The sequence below is a fragment of the Pleurocapsa minor HA4230-MV1 genome (assembly GCA_019359095.1).
Classification (GTDB): domain Bacteria; phylum Cyanobacteriota; class Cyanobacteriia; order Cyanobacteriales; family Xenococcaceae; genus Waterburya; species Waterburya minor.
Window position 1 is genome coordinate 306,658 of record JAHHHZ010000013.1, and the last position, 14,527, is coordinate 321,184.

13 protein-coding genes and 1 tRNA gene are annotated in these 14,527 nt (G+C 37.9%); 4 read left to right on the plus strand and 10 right to left on the minus strand.

Annotated features, from left to right (window positions below):
* Positions 1–7 precede the first annotated feature (7 nt).
* From dgt to KME09_06295, 5 genes are all read right to left on the minus strand, one after another.
* A complete protein-coding gene (gene dgt, locus KME09_06275) occupies positions 8–1,339 on the minus strand; it encodes a dNTP triphosphohydrolase (GenBank protein ID MBW4533528.1) in 1,332 nt (443 codons plus the stop codon).
* 145 nt (positions 1,340–1,484) lie between these two features.
* Positions 1,485–1,697 (minus strand): hypothetical protein, encoded by a 213-nt coding sequence (locus tag KME09_06280; GenBank protein MBW4533529.1) that lies wholly within the window; start codon positions 1,695–1,697, stop codon positions 1,485–1,487.
* Between the two features lie 328 nt (positions 1,698–2,025).
* On the minus strand, positions 2,026–3,144 hold the full coding sequence (locus KME09_06285) for an LptF/LptG family permease (GenBank protein ID MBW4533530.1): 1,119 nt from the start codon (positions 3,142–3,144) through the stop codon (positions 2,026–2,028).
* 407 nt (positions 3,145–3,551) lie between these two features.
* Positions 3,552–4,250 (minus strand): DUF305 domain-containing protein, encoded by a 699-nt coding sequence (locus KME09_06290; GenBank protein MBW4533531.1) that lies wholly within the window; start codon positions 4,248–4,250, stop codon positions 3,552–3,554.
* A gap of 136 nt (positions 4,251–4,386) precedes the next feature.
* Positions 4,387–5,049, minus strand: coding sequence for a DUF2301 domain-containing membrane protein (locus KME09_06295; GenBank protein MBW4533532.1), 663 nt, complete (start codon positions 5,047–5,049; stop codon positions 4,387–4,389).
* Positions 5,050–5,215: 166 nt separating this feature from the next.
* On the opposite strand from KME09_06295, the gene KME09_06300 reads away from it, so the two are divergent.
* Together KME09_06300 and KME09_06305 are read left to right on the plus strand one after the other, a co-directional pair.
* Positions 5,216–5,374 carry a hypothetical protein gene (locus tag KME09_06300; protein MBW4533533.1) on the plus strand — a complete coding sequence of 53 codons (159 nt, stop codon included), beginning with the start codon at positions 5,216–5,218 and terminating at the stop codon, positions 5,372–5,374.
* Positions 5,375–5,573: 199 nt separating this feature from the next.
* Positions 5,574–5,658: transfer RNA gene (locus KME09_06305), tRNA-Ser, on the plus strand.
* A 676-nt stretch (positions 5,659–6,334) separates the two neighbouring features.
* Here KME09_06305 and KME09_06310 read toward each other — a convergent pair.
* On the minus strand, positions 6,335–7,333 hold the full coding sequence (locus KME09_06310) for a replication initiation factor domain-containing protein (protein MBW4533534.1): 999 nt from the start codon (positions 7,331–7,333) through the stop codon (positions 6,335–6,337).
* A 769-nt stretch (positions 7,334–8,102) separates the two neighbouring features.
* Positions 8,103–9,230: a site-specific integrase gene (locus KME09_06315; protein ID MBW4533535.1), complete on the minus strand. Its 1,128-nt coding sequence runs from the start codon at positions 9,228–9,230 to the stop codon at positions 8,103–8,105.
* 435 nt (positions 9,231–9,665) lie between these two features.
* Here KME09_06315 and KME09_06320 point away from each other — a divergent pair, with 435 nt between their 5' ends.
* Positions 9,666–10,538: a YihY/virulence factor BrkB family protein gene (locus tag KME09_06320; GenBank protein ID MBW4533536.1), complete on the plus strand. Its 873-nt coding sequence runs from the start codon at positions 9,666–9,668 to the stop codon at positions 10,536–10,538.
* A gap of 25 nt (positions 10,539–10,563) precedes the next feature.
* On the opposite strand, the gene KME09_06325 is transcribed toward KME09_06320, so the two are convergent.
* Together KME09_06325 and KME09_06330 are read right to left on the minus strand one after the other, a co-directional pair.
* Entirely contained in the window at positions 10,564–11,547 is a 984-nt protein-coding gene (locus KME09_06325) for a DMT family transporter (protein ID MBW4533537.1), read from the minus strand.
* 304 nt (positions 11,548–11,851) lie between these two features.
* The gene (locus KME09_06330; GenBank protein MBW4533538.1) at positions 11,852–12,073 is read right to left on the minus strand and encodes a hypothetical protein; all 222 of its coding nucleotides are present in this window, start codon (positions 12,071–12,073) and stop codon (positions 11,852–11,854) included.
* A gap of 86 nt (positions 12,074–12,159) precedes the next feature.
* On the opposite strand from KME09_06330, the gene KME09_06335 reads away from it, so the two are divergent.
* Complete coding sequence (locus KME09_06335) at positions 12,160–12,906, plus strand: TIGR00297 family protein (GenBank protein MBW4533539.1); 747 nt, start codon at positions 12,160–12,162, stop codon at positions 12,904–12,906.
* Between the two features lie 17 nt (positions 12,907–12,923).
* Here the strand turns inward: KME09_06335 and KME09_06340 are convergent, their stop codons facing one another.
* Entirely contained in the window at positions 12,924–14,423 is a 1,500-nt protein-coding gene (locus KME09_06340; GenBank protein ID MBW4533540.1) for a site-2 protease family protein, read from the minus strand.
* Between the last annotated feature and the right edge of the window lie 104 nt (positions 14,424–14,527).

Genomic DNA, 14,527 nt, shown 5'->3' on the forward strand with positions numbered 1-14,527 from the left:
ACTTCTTTCAATTCCAACTATCTAAAAACAATCCTTGACTAATACCTGTCAAGCGACGATATTGAATTACGGCTTCTGCTTCGCTTAATCCTGCTACGATATCTACTGCCATGCGAGTTTGTTCTCGGTTTAATTCTGGAGAATTACCTAAGTTAGCTTCAATTTCCAGAAATTCCCGCACAAAACGAGCAGGAATAAAGCTCAAGTCGCGATCGCTAATTGCTTGCAGATAGATTTCAAATAGGGTTTTGATAATTCTCTTTTGTCCGTATCGTTGAGTGGCTAAACGGGGATTAGAAATCACATAAGACCAGACAATCCGCTGAAGAAACTTTAGCTCTTCTTCCCGATTACGATTGTATTTAAGATGACCGCGATCGCCATACTCAGTAGTTAACTGCACCGACTGCACATAGTTTTGAATTAGTTGTGAGCTAATGCGTTTGATCTGAGCTTTTTGTTCAAAAGAGCCTGGGGGATATTGCCCCTTGAGGTTATAGGTAGCATTGAGAAAGTTTTGGAAGCGATGGGGGTTAGCTTGAACTACTCTGGCTACTCGATTACGAGGTGATACCCTGAGCCACTCGGTAATAAAGCGGTCTAGTTCATCCCAATCTGTGGCTAATAGCTCTAGGGGAATCAAACCAGCCAGGTAAAAATCTTCGAGATCGTGAACGCTATAAGTAATATCATCAGCAAAATCCATAATACTGGCTTCAATCGATTGCCGATCATCTGATTTCTCGCGGACAAAGCTAAATGCCTCACAGTCTAAATCGTAAATACAATACTTGCGATGTCTTTTAGAAGCAGTATCAGGCGATCGCAACCACGGATATTTTAAAACTGCATTTAGGGTAGCTCGGGTCAGATTTAAACCATAATAATCGAGCCGATGAATTGCCAGTCTGGTTAAAATCCGAAAAGATTGGGCGTTTCCTTCAAAACCATCGGTTAAACCAGCTTTTCTAGCGCAAGTATCTAACTCTTCCTCAGCAATATGACCAAAGGGAGGATGACCCAAATCATGAGCCAAAGCAGCAGCCTCAACTACATCTGGATTAACTCCACCAATCGCCTCCGCTACCTTTGGCTGTTCTGCTAGCAATTTTTCAGCTAATCTACGAGCCACCTGAGCCACTTTTAAAGAGTGAGTTAAACGGTTATGAAAGACATGCCCTTCTTGCGCCGTTAAAACTTGCGTAATTTGCGCCAAACGACGAAAAGCAGAAGAATAAAGAATGCGATCGCGATCTATCTGAAAAGATTGACGATTATCTCCTGGTTTATCTCCTTGACTACCAAAGGGATTATGTTGTCTCTGCTGTCTTTGCAACATAGTAATAAGCGATCGTCTATTAAGATTGTAAGATTAGAATAAGATGGGATTAACAATAAATTGGCACTAAAAAAGACATACTCTCATCTAGATAGTACGTCTTAAGTCGTTATTTAGCCTTATTTCCCAGAAGAATTATAAAATTTTATAAAATTTCCAAATCCCAGGTCGAATTAAATTGAGCTTTTCCCTCTTCCACTAACCGCCATGCTGCTTCTTTCAAACTGCGATGAGATAGCTGGTTATCGGCGCTTTTCAGTTCTATTGTTTGCAAACTAATCGGGATTTGATGTTCTTGTAATTCGCTCAGCAGAAGATTTCTTGCTTGTTCTGCTTGTTCGACAGACGATAATTTCATTGTAGAAGTCAAGTTGCAGCTCTTGATAAATGGTACTATATGTAGCGCTTGATGTTTTATTCAGCGATTTAAAACTCTATCCATAGCGCCGTATACCATTATGCAATACGATCGCTAAAACCGAAACCTAATTAGTAATATCTTTTAACATGTCGCTCAAATTTAACTAAACCTATGATATTAGTCTGTCAAGTATTAATTGATGGGTTTAGATTAGGTAGGAGGTAGTGGGTAGTCCTAAAGGACGACGCGCAGCTAGTCCTAAAGGATAAGCTCCGCAAATGCTTTAGCATACCGCTTCGCATATGGGTAGTAGGTAAAAAACTCATTACTTATTATTCAAAAATATACCTGATAAACTTAAACCAATCATGTTAGGAAACCAAATGCCCAGCTCGATCGGAATTAAGCCCGTGATACACAAACTAGTAGCGATAAATTGAATTGCTTGATAGCTTATTATAATAACTATAACTAAAGATATTTTGTTAATTTTGTTAGAGTGATTACAGCCTAAAATTCCTCCTAGTAACGTAAATACGATACAAGAAAAAGGTAATGTATATCTTTCTTGAATATTGATTTGTAGCTGGCGTATCTTTTGCAGATCGTTGCTTCCTCGCAGAACATTTAACCAACGATATAGCTCTAGTAAACTCATTTCTCGATTATCTCGATAATTTTGCACATAATCTAAAAGATTATGATCTATGGGTAGAGCAAGCTGCCTAAAATAACTAAGTTGGGAATGACTGTCATGGGGAGCAATAATTTGCTGCTTACCATCAACAAAAATCCATAATTTTAATTGTTTATCCCAAACAGCAGAGCTTGCCAAGATGATTTTATGTAAATGCTGTTTTTGATACTTCAGTGCCGTAATTCCATAAAGCTTTTGCCCGTCAAAGCGATCGGCAATAATTAAATATGTTAATAGCTGAGACTGATTGGTAAAAGAAAAATCTTGATAGATAATATTTTTCTGGTGATATTTTTGCAGATTATCACGCTCAATTTTAAATTCATTTTCAATAATCATAGCTGCCTGATAATTTGTAGATGGAACTATTAATCCATTCAAGAAAAACATTAAAATAGTTATTATTAAACTAAAAATTAAAGCAGGAACTACTAAACGTATTAATCTTACACCAGAACACTTTAAAGCAATAATTTCGTTGTTTTCTGATAGCTTGCCATAAGTTATCATAGTTGCCATTAATAGCGAAAATGGCAAGCCGAGAGAAATAAAAGCAGGAAATTTTAGTAAGTGAACTTGAAATGCAGCTTGGGTCGGAAAATTTCTCTCTGTAATAAACTGAATTTGTTCAAAAGAAATACCAACTAATTCACCTAAAATAGAGCATAAACATAAACTAATTATCCAAGGTTTAATTAATTGTTTAATAATGTAGCGGTCTATTAGAGGGATAGTAAACAGTGACATTATCATATCATTGCCACATTTTTCTGATGCACTACCTTAAAGTTTAACTAAGCCAATGAAACTGTTAAAATATTGATTCAATAATACCTTAGTTACTGAAATATTTGCTCCAATTTTATCATTGCTATCTTAGAATGGTCAGGTTTGCAAAGGTCGCATCCAAAAGACCTACTTTAAGGCGATCGCTAACTAACATTGCAGTTTGGTCAATCTTTCAATATGCAATCGCTATAATTGTAGGCACTATAAACTCTTAATCTCGACCAAAAAGCGATCGCGCAAGATGAAGATGAATATATCTGGCGATCGCTACAAGCTAGCGCATTAGGTTACTTACTGAACTGATGTTACGCAGAAAAACGAAAAATCAATAGTTTTAATGAAAAATGAAAAAAGAACAATTTGATCTATTGCTTAGACCAATCTTTACGCCATTGATTCATTTGCTCGATTTCTTGTTGTTGAGAGGTCAAAATATCTTGAGCTAGTTTTTTGACTTCAGGACGTTGAGATTTACTTAAAGCATCTTCAGCCATAACTAATGCACCTTCGTGATGGGGAACCATAGCGTTAATAAAGCGTAAATCAAACTCAGCATCACCAGTCCCTAAATCCATGCTCATCATCATGGCTTGCTTTTGTTCATCGGTCATTGCCATCGTATGACCCATCTGGGAGTGATAAGCCATCGGCGTACTATCTGCTTTAGGATACCAAGCTGTCCGCCACTCTTTCATTTGACTAATCTCGCGATTTTGAGCAGCAATAATATCTTGAGCTAGTTTTTTTATTTCAGGACGTTGAGATTTACTTAAAGCATCTTCAGCCATATTGACAGCACCCTGATGGTGCATAAGCATCCCATCAATAAATCGTAAATCGTAGTCTGCATCGGCAGGCCCTAAATCCATTGACATGTCGTGAGACTCATGACCATTCTCCATCATGTCTCCAGTCTGCTTGATTTCTTGCTTGTTACTAGTTTCGGTAACTTGAGTATTTGAAGCTTGGCTTTGGTTGGAGTTGGGAGAACAAGAAATAGTTAAGGTTGCTGCACCTATCCAAGTTAAGGCTATCAGTCCAGTTTTAATTAATTTTGTTGGCATGAAATTGAATAAGAGTTTGAATTATTTAAATAACCCAGAGTAATATACAAAAATAAAATCAAGATGAAATATGTCACTTTTACTTTAGCTGTTCATCTTAACAATTAGCATCATGCCCAACTTTTCTTAGTTGCTTTTAATTACTTTCAGTTGGGCGCTTTTCTTGCTCTTTTAAATAGGCAAAGACAGACTTGTCACCAATATCAGGATCAATTTCTTGCGTCATTTTTCTCACGGCAAAGATGCTAAAGCCGATTGACCAAGCTCCTAGTAAGGCTTGTTCCATTTCTATGGGCAGAATTCTTGTCATATGGCCTAATAATAGTAAAGGCACGATCGCAGTCAAAATTTTAGTTTCTAAGCGATTAAAACAAAAAGCCTCTTTAAAATAAATTCCTGTTAAAGCAGCAAAGGTAAAGCCTGTACCAAATAAGGTCAGCGGATGATCGTAGATATATAGTGCTAATGGTTCATGATGAGATACGGCGATCGCTATAGTAGCCACTGTACCGATAAGCCAAAAAACTTGTAAAGCCAAATGTAACGGTTTTAAATAAATATGGATGAAATATAGGCTTACTCCTAAACCGATTGAAAAAACCGCAAACAAAGGAGTAATCGCTGATAAAGCAGCTGTTCCCTGAGCAAAAAAGAGGTTACTGGCGATCGCAAAACTGGCTGCTGCCATGACTAATCCCCCACGATAAATAATCACTTCTAAGCGATCGCGTTTAGTAATTGTGTATTCACCAAATTGTCCTTGGTAAGTTTGGGGTTCTCGATCTAAAAGAGCAATCATAGATTTATTTAGGGTTAATTAACTGTAGTGTGATCAAGTTTTCTCAGCCAACTCTATTCTATTAAGATTTTATGAAGTTTTGCTCATAAGCATTTCTTTTCATAGTGGAAATGTTATCTTATATATTCGTTTCACATACATTATTTATAGAATTATAAAGTCCACCATGAACAATAATCGTCAAGAGATTTTAAAAAAAGCCTATACTAGTCATCGTGAAAGTATGCTTCGCAGTTTAAATATACGGCTAGAAGCAGCTCGGGCTAAGGGAAATGAGCAATTAGTCAAACAGCTAGAAGCGGAAGCTAAATATTTACATCTTTAATTAAAGATTGATGAAGATCAGATCTTGATGATTAACTACAATTAGGGTTTAGCATGGCTAAGCCTTTTTTTGTCGATCTACAATTGATCAGCAATTTCTGACATCTTGACATAGTAGAAAATTATTGCTGCTGAAGCTCAGTTATATTTCAGTATTCAGCAAGGATTATTCTCTGCTATGATGATTAAGCCATAAATTAGGAGAGGTGGCAGAGTGGTCGAACGCGCTCGACTTGAAATCGAGTTTCTTGAAAGAGAACGTGGGTTCGAATCCCACCCTCTCCGTTGTTTCAGAGGTTATGTACTCTCAATGTACTCGGAGTACATAGTCTCATTTTAAAGTAGTAAAGCAAACAGGGTAAGTAAGTTAGTAGGTAGGTATCTGGTAGTTGTTTAATAAGTTATTAAACAAGTCAGGGGAATGCTTCTATTAGAGTAAAATGATAAGTTGAGCTAATTTCCAGTTTTTAGCTCTCAGGTATCTAAACACATTCTTATCAAAATACTGGTCTAAAATTCGATTTAAAGTAAAGCTGAGATGATATTTGACTAGGTAGCTTACTAGGCTTTTTAGAATCACTCAGATTCTAAAAGTGCAAATTTGACCTCGATCTAGCTCTAAAATGCAAAATAACTAGCTTGTACTGAAAAAGTACTGCTATAAGTAAAGCTAATCTTCCTGGCTGAGGAAAGCTTTTTCGCAGGAAATCTGGGAACATGGTAAGCTACCTGTAACAGAGTTACAGGAGGGAGCTAAACCCTATAGGTGACTAAGTTACAGCCTATAAAAGACTGTTAAATATTTGCGGGTAGGGCGTAGCCTGGGGGAACTAAGTAATAAGTAAAGAAAGTAGAGAAGGAAGAAAGTAGTAGTTAGTAAGTTAGTAAGAGCATCTCTGCTAGTTGTGTCACAAGTTGTGACACAACTTAGAAAGACCTACTTACTCAGTCGTAATTTCGACTAAGATTTTGAGGGATAAATAAGAAAAATAGTGTCTCTTAAATCTTGCCAAAAAGGTAGTTGAATAGTTCTTGCCTTAGTAGCATTCTTGGGAGAACTAATACTGCTCTTGTCTCTAAAATCAATCCCATCTAAAGCAGCATGAGCTAATACCTCGTGAGTAGCATTGATTATTTGAACGTCACTATGTTTTGGCGATCGCAAATTAGCTAATTGCTTAAATAAGTCTCTTGCCTTATCCTGCTTCAATTCAGCTTCATATCTCACAAACAGCCTGTGTTTAGTGTAGATTCTGATAAACAGACTAGAACGTCTTGAACCGATACCTAGAGTACCTACAAGCAAGTTATCGATGATGTCTAAGTAACTATCATCTATGGCTCGGAAGCCAAAATTATCACCTCTCAAAAAAGCAGCTATCATCTGACCTACTGGGAATAGCTTACGAGAGTAATCATCAATAGCTACGTCTAGACGATGACATTTAAGCTCCCAATTGCTGTTTAGGTAGCAAACTAACTCTATCTGTTCTAATAGGCTTAAATTAGCAAAATAAGCACCTGTGAAGTCAATCATGATGTCATAGCTATATCTGGTATTACTACCGTGGTATTTAGCCTTTTTGGTATAGCCTAAGACTACTCCTGTTTTAGATACTATTCTGTTCTGATACTTCCCACTGTTAGGCATCTTTGGGGCAGGATGCCAAGGCTTATTAATTTTTTGAAAGTCTGTTTTGGAAAATAGGGAAGTTCTAAGTAAGCAAAAAGATTTATCAGTTAAATCAACACTACTAACTCGTAGATAATCTAGATGAATTAAAAATAATTTTAATGATAATTTTAATAATAATTGGGAGTCTACTAGAGAAGGTAGAAGTGAGTTAAAGCTATGAGTAGAAAGAGTTAGAGTATTATGAAGGAATAGCGGGGTATTACTAGCGCTTTTTTGAGTAGCTAAAAGTTGCTGGTTGCTATTTTCGTTATTTAGTTTTAACATTACGTTTAGGATAAAGAGTTAGTTCCGCTGGTCGGGGCTGATTTTTTTTTGCCTGTACCAGCTAAACTAGTAATCATGTACTGTTGTATCCTAAACTTCAAAGATAGTCTAAGTGAAATGTAGCTAGATACATCCAGATAGATTGAGTTATAGTTGCGTACCCTTCCCTACGCAGACAGGGTGTATTCCTGAGTTGTTTAACTAGTAGTTAAACACTTTAGAAAAGTGACTAGCTAAATTGCTGTGGAATGTTTGCCGATGAAATAGAAACCTATAGGTTTAGCCGTTGTCCTCAGCTTTTTCAAACTGAAGGCAAGTATTTCTGAGTTGTTTAATAAGTTATTAAACAACTACCAGGGATGTCTTCAATAACTATGATTGACTTGAGCAAATCTACTCTGATAACTGTAGGGTAGTAGTAGTTGCATATATCCCTCTGAAGGCTGTCAGTCTCAAATTGTACGTCTTCGTTCTCGTTCGTCCAGTATCTCCGCTTTGCTCCGACTCTACGAGCAAGTACTTGACTAACTCTCACTTCGACTATTTTTAGTATCTGTTCAGCCTTTAGGGGGAAGTGATACGCAGTATAGAATCGACCTTTAGGGGCGCACACTGATTTAAGCCAGGAATACTTAAGTTTTCCGTGAGTATCAGTGCGTTGTTAAATAGCCGATTAGACAGAAGACGTAAGAGGAAGCGTATCTGCTAGTTGTGTCACAACTTGTGACACAACTTAGAAAGAAGCCCTAGCTAAATAGCCTGCTACTATCTAAAGGTTCGGTAATGTTTCTAGTCCAGAAGCTTTAGCCAAGTAATGTTCTTCGATAACTTTGATTGAAGTACCGCATATTTTTGCTATTTGGTGTAATTTTAAATCTGAATGATTAGCTAATATCGTGATAAAAGTATGCCGTGTTTGATAAGGTTTTCTGTACTCAATACCTAGCTTGTCTAAAACTGTCTTGTAAGCTCCAGTCCTAAATGAATTATGGTTTATATTCTTAAATACATTAGTATTCAAGTCACTAGGATTTATTTCCTTCTTCCTTTTTAAAAGTAAACTTGAAAGACGTTCATTCATAGGAAAATCTCTCTTTGCCTGCGTCTTCAAACCTTTTTTTTGAACTCCTTTCCCCGCTCTACCATTGGTTGCTAACACTCTTGCTTCTTGAAATCTAATTTGATTCTTCTCAAAATCAATATGATTCCAATTCAAGCCTAATGTTTCACTCGTTCTTGCTCCTGTTAAGAAGTTAAACTCTGCGTAGTCAGCATATCGTGTGTGGCTTCCTTCATACCTTTCATATTTTCCTGATCGGAGAGCATCAATAATCAGATTTCTTTCTTCAATGCTGAAGGGATTTATATCAGTCTCTTCTTCATTCTTTTTCTTGGTGGCTATTGTTTTGATAATATCTGGGTAAGGATTTTCCTTGATTATTTTTCTTCTAACTCCCCACGTTAAGCAAGCAGATGCTTGCTTCAAGTAACGCTTAGTCTGCTTAGGTGTTGTAATGCTCATCAAGTGATTAAACATTACATTCGCTCCCTCGATATCCAAGCTAATTTTAGGACAATCGTTAAATATCCTGGTAGCTTGTTTTACATCATTTTCAATGTAGGATGCCTCCCAGCTACTCTGTTTTGTAATTAGATACTCATTCCACAGCTCTTGTAGTGATTGTTTCCCGAAATTACCCTCTATAACTTTGGGCTTGAGGGATGCCTCATAATTAATCAAACCCTGCCAGTCCTCAGCATTTATGAGCGCCTGTATCTTGTCTACGTGCTGAAGTGCTGTAGCCATAGTTTCGTTACTATCGGCGCTTAAATAAAGAGATATTCTTTTTCTATTTTTCTTAAATACCCCTTGAGCAATTTTGACGGGTATATTCACCGCGTAAGTGTTCTTATCAGTTTTGTATAAATTAGCTTTTCCTTGTCGTGTTCTGGGTGCGTACATATGAACTGTATAAACTAAAAGATTCAACTAATGTACTCTAAATGTACGCCAAAATACAAGAGTACAAAAAATAAATAACAAAAGACCCTATACAAAAAGCTTTTTGCAAATAACCTTGCTCGACTTGAAATCGAGTGTACTGAGAAGTACCGTGGGTTCGAATCCCACCCTCTCCGTCTTAATTTAAACTGCCCTATTCTATACAGGGGCATAGTTTTAAACCGTATCTTATTTCGCATTTTTAGTAAGCGCATTATACTAAGTTCAGATTCAGACAATCTTGCTTTGGGCAGCTTTATACTGAATATTTTCTCGATCATCAATCAATTAAATAACTATCAAAATCCACTACAAAAATTTCACAGGTAAATGAATTTACGCAAAATTGGTAGATTATTCCGAGAAACCTTCAAGGAGTGGCAAGAAGATAACGCATCTCGTATTGCAGCAGCTTTAGCCTATTACGCAGTTTTTTCGATTTCGCCTCTATTGGTGATTGCGATCGCCATTGCTGGGACATTTTTTGGACAGCAAACTGCTCAAGATCAAATTACCGAGCAGCTAACCGCTTTAGTGGGAGAAGACGGAGTTAAACCCGTTTTGATGGCGCTTGATAATATTAGCCAACCTGAAATTAGAGGAGTTGCCTCTTTGATTAGTGTTGGCGTACTGTTACTTGGTGCTTCAGGATTTTTTGCTCAATTACAAGATGCTTTAAATACGGTATGGAAAGTCAAACCACAACCAGGGCAAGGAATTTGGATATTTGTTCGCAAGCGAGTTTCATCTTTTCTAATGGTATTGGCGATCGGCTTATTATTAATTCTGTCGCTTATTTTAAGTGCAGTAGTATCTACTTTAAGTAAATATCAGACAGACTATCTTCCTGGTTGGGCAATTCTCTGGGAAAATTTAGACTTTGCTGTCTCTTTGGGCTTAATGACTTTTATCTTTGCCTTAATGTTTAAATATGTTCCTGATGCCAAAATTGCTTGGAAAGACGTTTTTGTCGGTTCGGTAATTACTGCCTTACTATTTCTCTTCGGTAAGTTTTTACTGGGAGTATATCTAAGTAAAGGTAGTTTAGGTTCAGCCTATGGTGCTGCTGGTTCACTAATTGTCTTATTAGCTTGGATCTACTATTCAGCGCAAATTATCTTATTCGGGGCTGAATTTACTCAGGTATATACGCGCATATATGGCTCAAAAATTAGACCATCAAAACATTCTCAGGTAGATTAAGGCTGCAAGGCTTCATCAATTATGGTTATTTCTGTATAGAAGAACTACTCGATTGTGCCAAATAAATACCGAACAAGATTAAAACTAAAGCGATCGCACTAGTAATAGTAATACCCTCAGCAAATATAGCCCAGGCTAGGAGGGCGGTAACTAAGGGTTTCAATAAGGCAAAAATACCCACAAAACTAGAAGAGAATTGTTTGAGGCTAAACACTAATAAACCCTGTCCAAAAGTCTGACAAACTACCGCCAAGGCAATTACTGTTAACCAACCCTCTAGAGAAATTGGCAACAGTTGAGTATCTGTTAACCAGATTACAGGTAAAACTATTAACGAACCCCCAATACAGCGCCAGAGCAATACCCGCTCGGTTGTACAACCGCGATCGCGTAAATAACCAATAATTAAAATATTTACTCCATGTAAGGCAGCAGAAAGAAGCGCAATACTATCACCAAATAGGTAATCATCGCCTATCTGTAGATCGTCCCAACCAATTACCATAGCGCCGATTATTGCGACAATCATGCCGATCATAAATTGGCTATTGAAGCGTTGTTTTAAGATTAGCCACGCTCCTAAACTAATAAACAAAGGAGTTAAACTTCGTAGTACTGTTGAACTGGCAATACTGGTTTGAGTAAAAGATATTGCCCAAAATAAGGCAGATGCAGTGGCGCAACAGCTAGCCAGCAGGAGTAATCCTGGCTCTTGATAGTTAAAATTTAATTTAGTTGAGTTAGTTTGCTCGGATTGAGCAGTACCAATGAGCTGCCAACAACTCACAATTATGCTGGAAATCCAGAGGCGATTAAAAATTATGGTTGTTGGACTAAGTTCTAGCTCGCTAAGTTTAGTCAGTATTGGCGAAAAAGCTAAGGCAACAATGGCGATCGCTAAAATTACCAGACTCAAACTATGGTTAATTAGCTTATTCTGAGATAAATTTTCATCTACTGTGATGGTTTTTTCAAGGGGCGTTAATAAACTATTTTTGTTCAAATCAATGAAGCGTTAATTAAAGATTGATAATTGCTTAATTTATTTTTAACCATAGCACCAGAAAATGTAAATCAACAATCCCTATAGCTTTGAACTTCGCCTTTTAGATTAATCAAATTTAAATTATGGCGTTGCTGAATCTAAGTATGATTTTTAATTTTGTGTTGTCGAGTATAAAATTTAAAAAGCTTATAGCTACAGCCCCTTCGGGGCAAGCGCGCTTCGCGCTTGGGGCGTAAGCCCCGTGCTTATAGCTACGAACAGTTTACTTATCGGTTTTATATTTCAAATCAGCAACGTCTAAATTATTTTAAACATCCATTTGCTCTTGTAAATAAGTCTGCAACAAACCATCCAGTTTATCTTCAGGACAGCATTCGATTAGGGCTTCAAACGCTTCATATAGTTTAGCTGCGCTATCTCCTAGTATTGGCGTAATTCCCCAAACATCTTCGACCCAGTCTTTCGGCGCTTGGTCATCAAAAATCATGCGTTCCAATAGTTGTTTTGCTTCAGGTTTAGAAAGAGCCATAATTGTGGTGAACTAGATTAACAATCTTTTATTATTAAGCATCATCGGTTGATAAGCTGAAAAACATCCTTCATTAAGTTTAAGAAATGTTTGACAATCTGGCTTGGTCTAATCCTTGGGCGATCGCTTTATCCATAAATACTGTTTTACTGCTAACTGCTTTTATTAGCCCGAAAAAGCTATTAACTCCTATAGGAAATATCAATGGCGCAATCCTCGGAGTATTAGTTTGGGGAACTTTAGGCTGGCGTGGCTATTTAATCGTGATGCTATTTTTTTTACTCGGTTCTACTTTAACCTTTGTCGGCATTGAGCAGAAAGAAAAAGAAGGTATAGCAGAAGAACGTTCGGGCATGAGAGGAGCAGGAAATGTTTGGAGTTCAGCACTTGCTGCATCCCTTTGTGCGATCGCCACTTTATTTTGTCCAGAATCAATTAAAGGGTTATTTGTCTTGGGTTATGTAGCCAGTTTTTGCACCAAGCTTTCTGATACTACCGCTAGTGAAGTGGGTAAAGCCTATGGCAAGACAACCTATCTAATTACTAACTTACAATCAGTCCCCAGAGGGACGGAAGGAGCAGTAAGCTTAGAAGGTACGATGGCAGGAACGCTGGCTTCCGTGGCACTCGCTGCAATTGCTTGGGTAATTGGCCTAATTAGTCCCATCGGGATTATCTGGTGTGTAATTGCTGCCTTTATTGCCACTACGATTGAAAGTCTGATCGGTGCAACCCTAGAATCTCGCTTCACTTGGTTGACTAACGATCTCGTGAATTTAATCAATACTATCATTGGTGCGATCGCCGCTATTTTTTTAGCCTGGATAATCTGAGCGCACAAATCACACTACTAAGAGCCTAAGCCAATACGACCAGCAAGACTAGTGCTTAAAGGAATCAGAGTTGCCAACATTAAAAATAAGGCTAACAAACCCCAAGCTGCTCTACTATCATCTGGTTCAGTTAATTCATTCTGTACTGGACGCTCTAAATCTCGTTGTAAAAATAAGATTAATACTGCCCAATATAAAGGGATCGGATTGGCGGGATTAAATAGAGAAACAATCCCCAAGATAATTAAAGTTGCTAGTGTGCTGCGTCGAGCAGTTTTGCGTCCATAAATAGCATGAACAATCCTTCCTCCATCTAACTTGCCTGCTGGTAAGAGATTCAAAGCAGTAATTACTAAACCCAGCCAACCAATGATGACCAAAGGATTAATATCTACGACTGCCTCTTCTAAAGCTGAACCTAAAACTACTTTCGCTAAAGTGCCGACCAAAATAGAAGCACGAAAGAATTCTGTAGGCAATTGAAAGGTACTGCCAGGATGAGACAAAATCAAACCAGAAATTAACAGCAGCAAAGATAATACTCCACCTACAGCAGGGCCAGCAAAAGCAATATCAAATAGGGCAGTGCGATTGGGTAACAAAGATTCAAAGCGGGTAATTGCGCCAAAAGAGCCGATCTGCCAGTTAGGGAGGAAGAAGGGAATGCTTAGGCGAATATTGTAGCGATTGGCGATCGCTTTATGACCAAGTTCATGAGCAATTAAGACCGACCATAATCCTAGGCTAAGGGGAATTGCTTCAGCGTAGCGACTAAAATTATCAAACAGATCGAAACCTTGTAGGATGCTCGATGCCTCTAAACTAGTCAGGATTGTACCGAGCAATAAGACAAGCGCTAAATTCTTCTGCGCCAGGGTAGTAGTCTGAGGATCGTTAGTCTTGGGTAAGATTACCACGACAGGTCTTTCCTCTGGGCTTTCTACCAAAAATAAGCGGTATTTATCTGCAAAAGCCTGTTCCAGCTTCTTACTCATCTTGGCATAAGCAACATCTGGCTCACCTCGTAGGTTGCCCTTAAAAATTGCACCATCTTGATAGGGGATGGTTTCAGTCGCAAAAAAAGTATCGATCCCAAAAATTCCTTTAATTGTTACCAAATCTTCATCGGGAATTGGCGAAATCTCGGTTGTTGGTGTTTCTGTGTCTGTTTGACCCTCAACTGATGCTGTTGATTCTATTGCCTCTCGTTTAATTCTCTCTGCTGCTTTTTGTTGCAACAGGGTTTCTTGTCCTGCCTCCCGAAGCTGTTTACCTAGCCAGATATAAATTGCGATCGAAGCTATTAACAAAAATAAAATACTGACTAAATTAAGATATATACCCAAAGCAAACAAGCCAAAGAACAATAGCCAAGGACTCATCAGGACAATGGATTGCAGCCAAGCAAGAATTCCCAGTCTGCCGTAAGTTTTAGCCCTGTTATAGCCCCATACCAGGATCACTGTAACAGCAGCAAAAAGGATAAAGGTAGCGAGAGATTCTGATCCGTCTAACATGCGTTGTTTTAATATTTTGCTAAATTAAACCACGATTAACCGTTAGCAGCAGAATTTAAGCTGATGCTGATTAGGTAATCATCAATGGTTTACCTTATTTTATG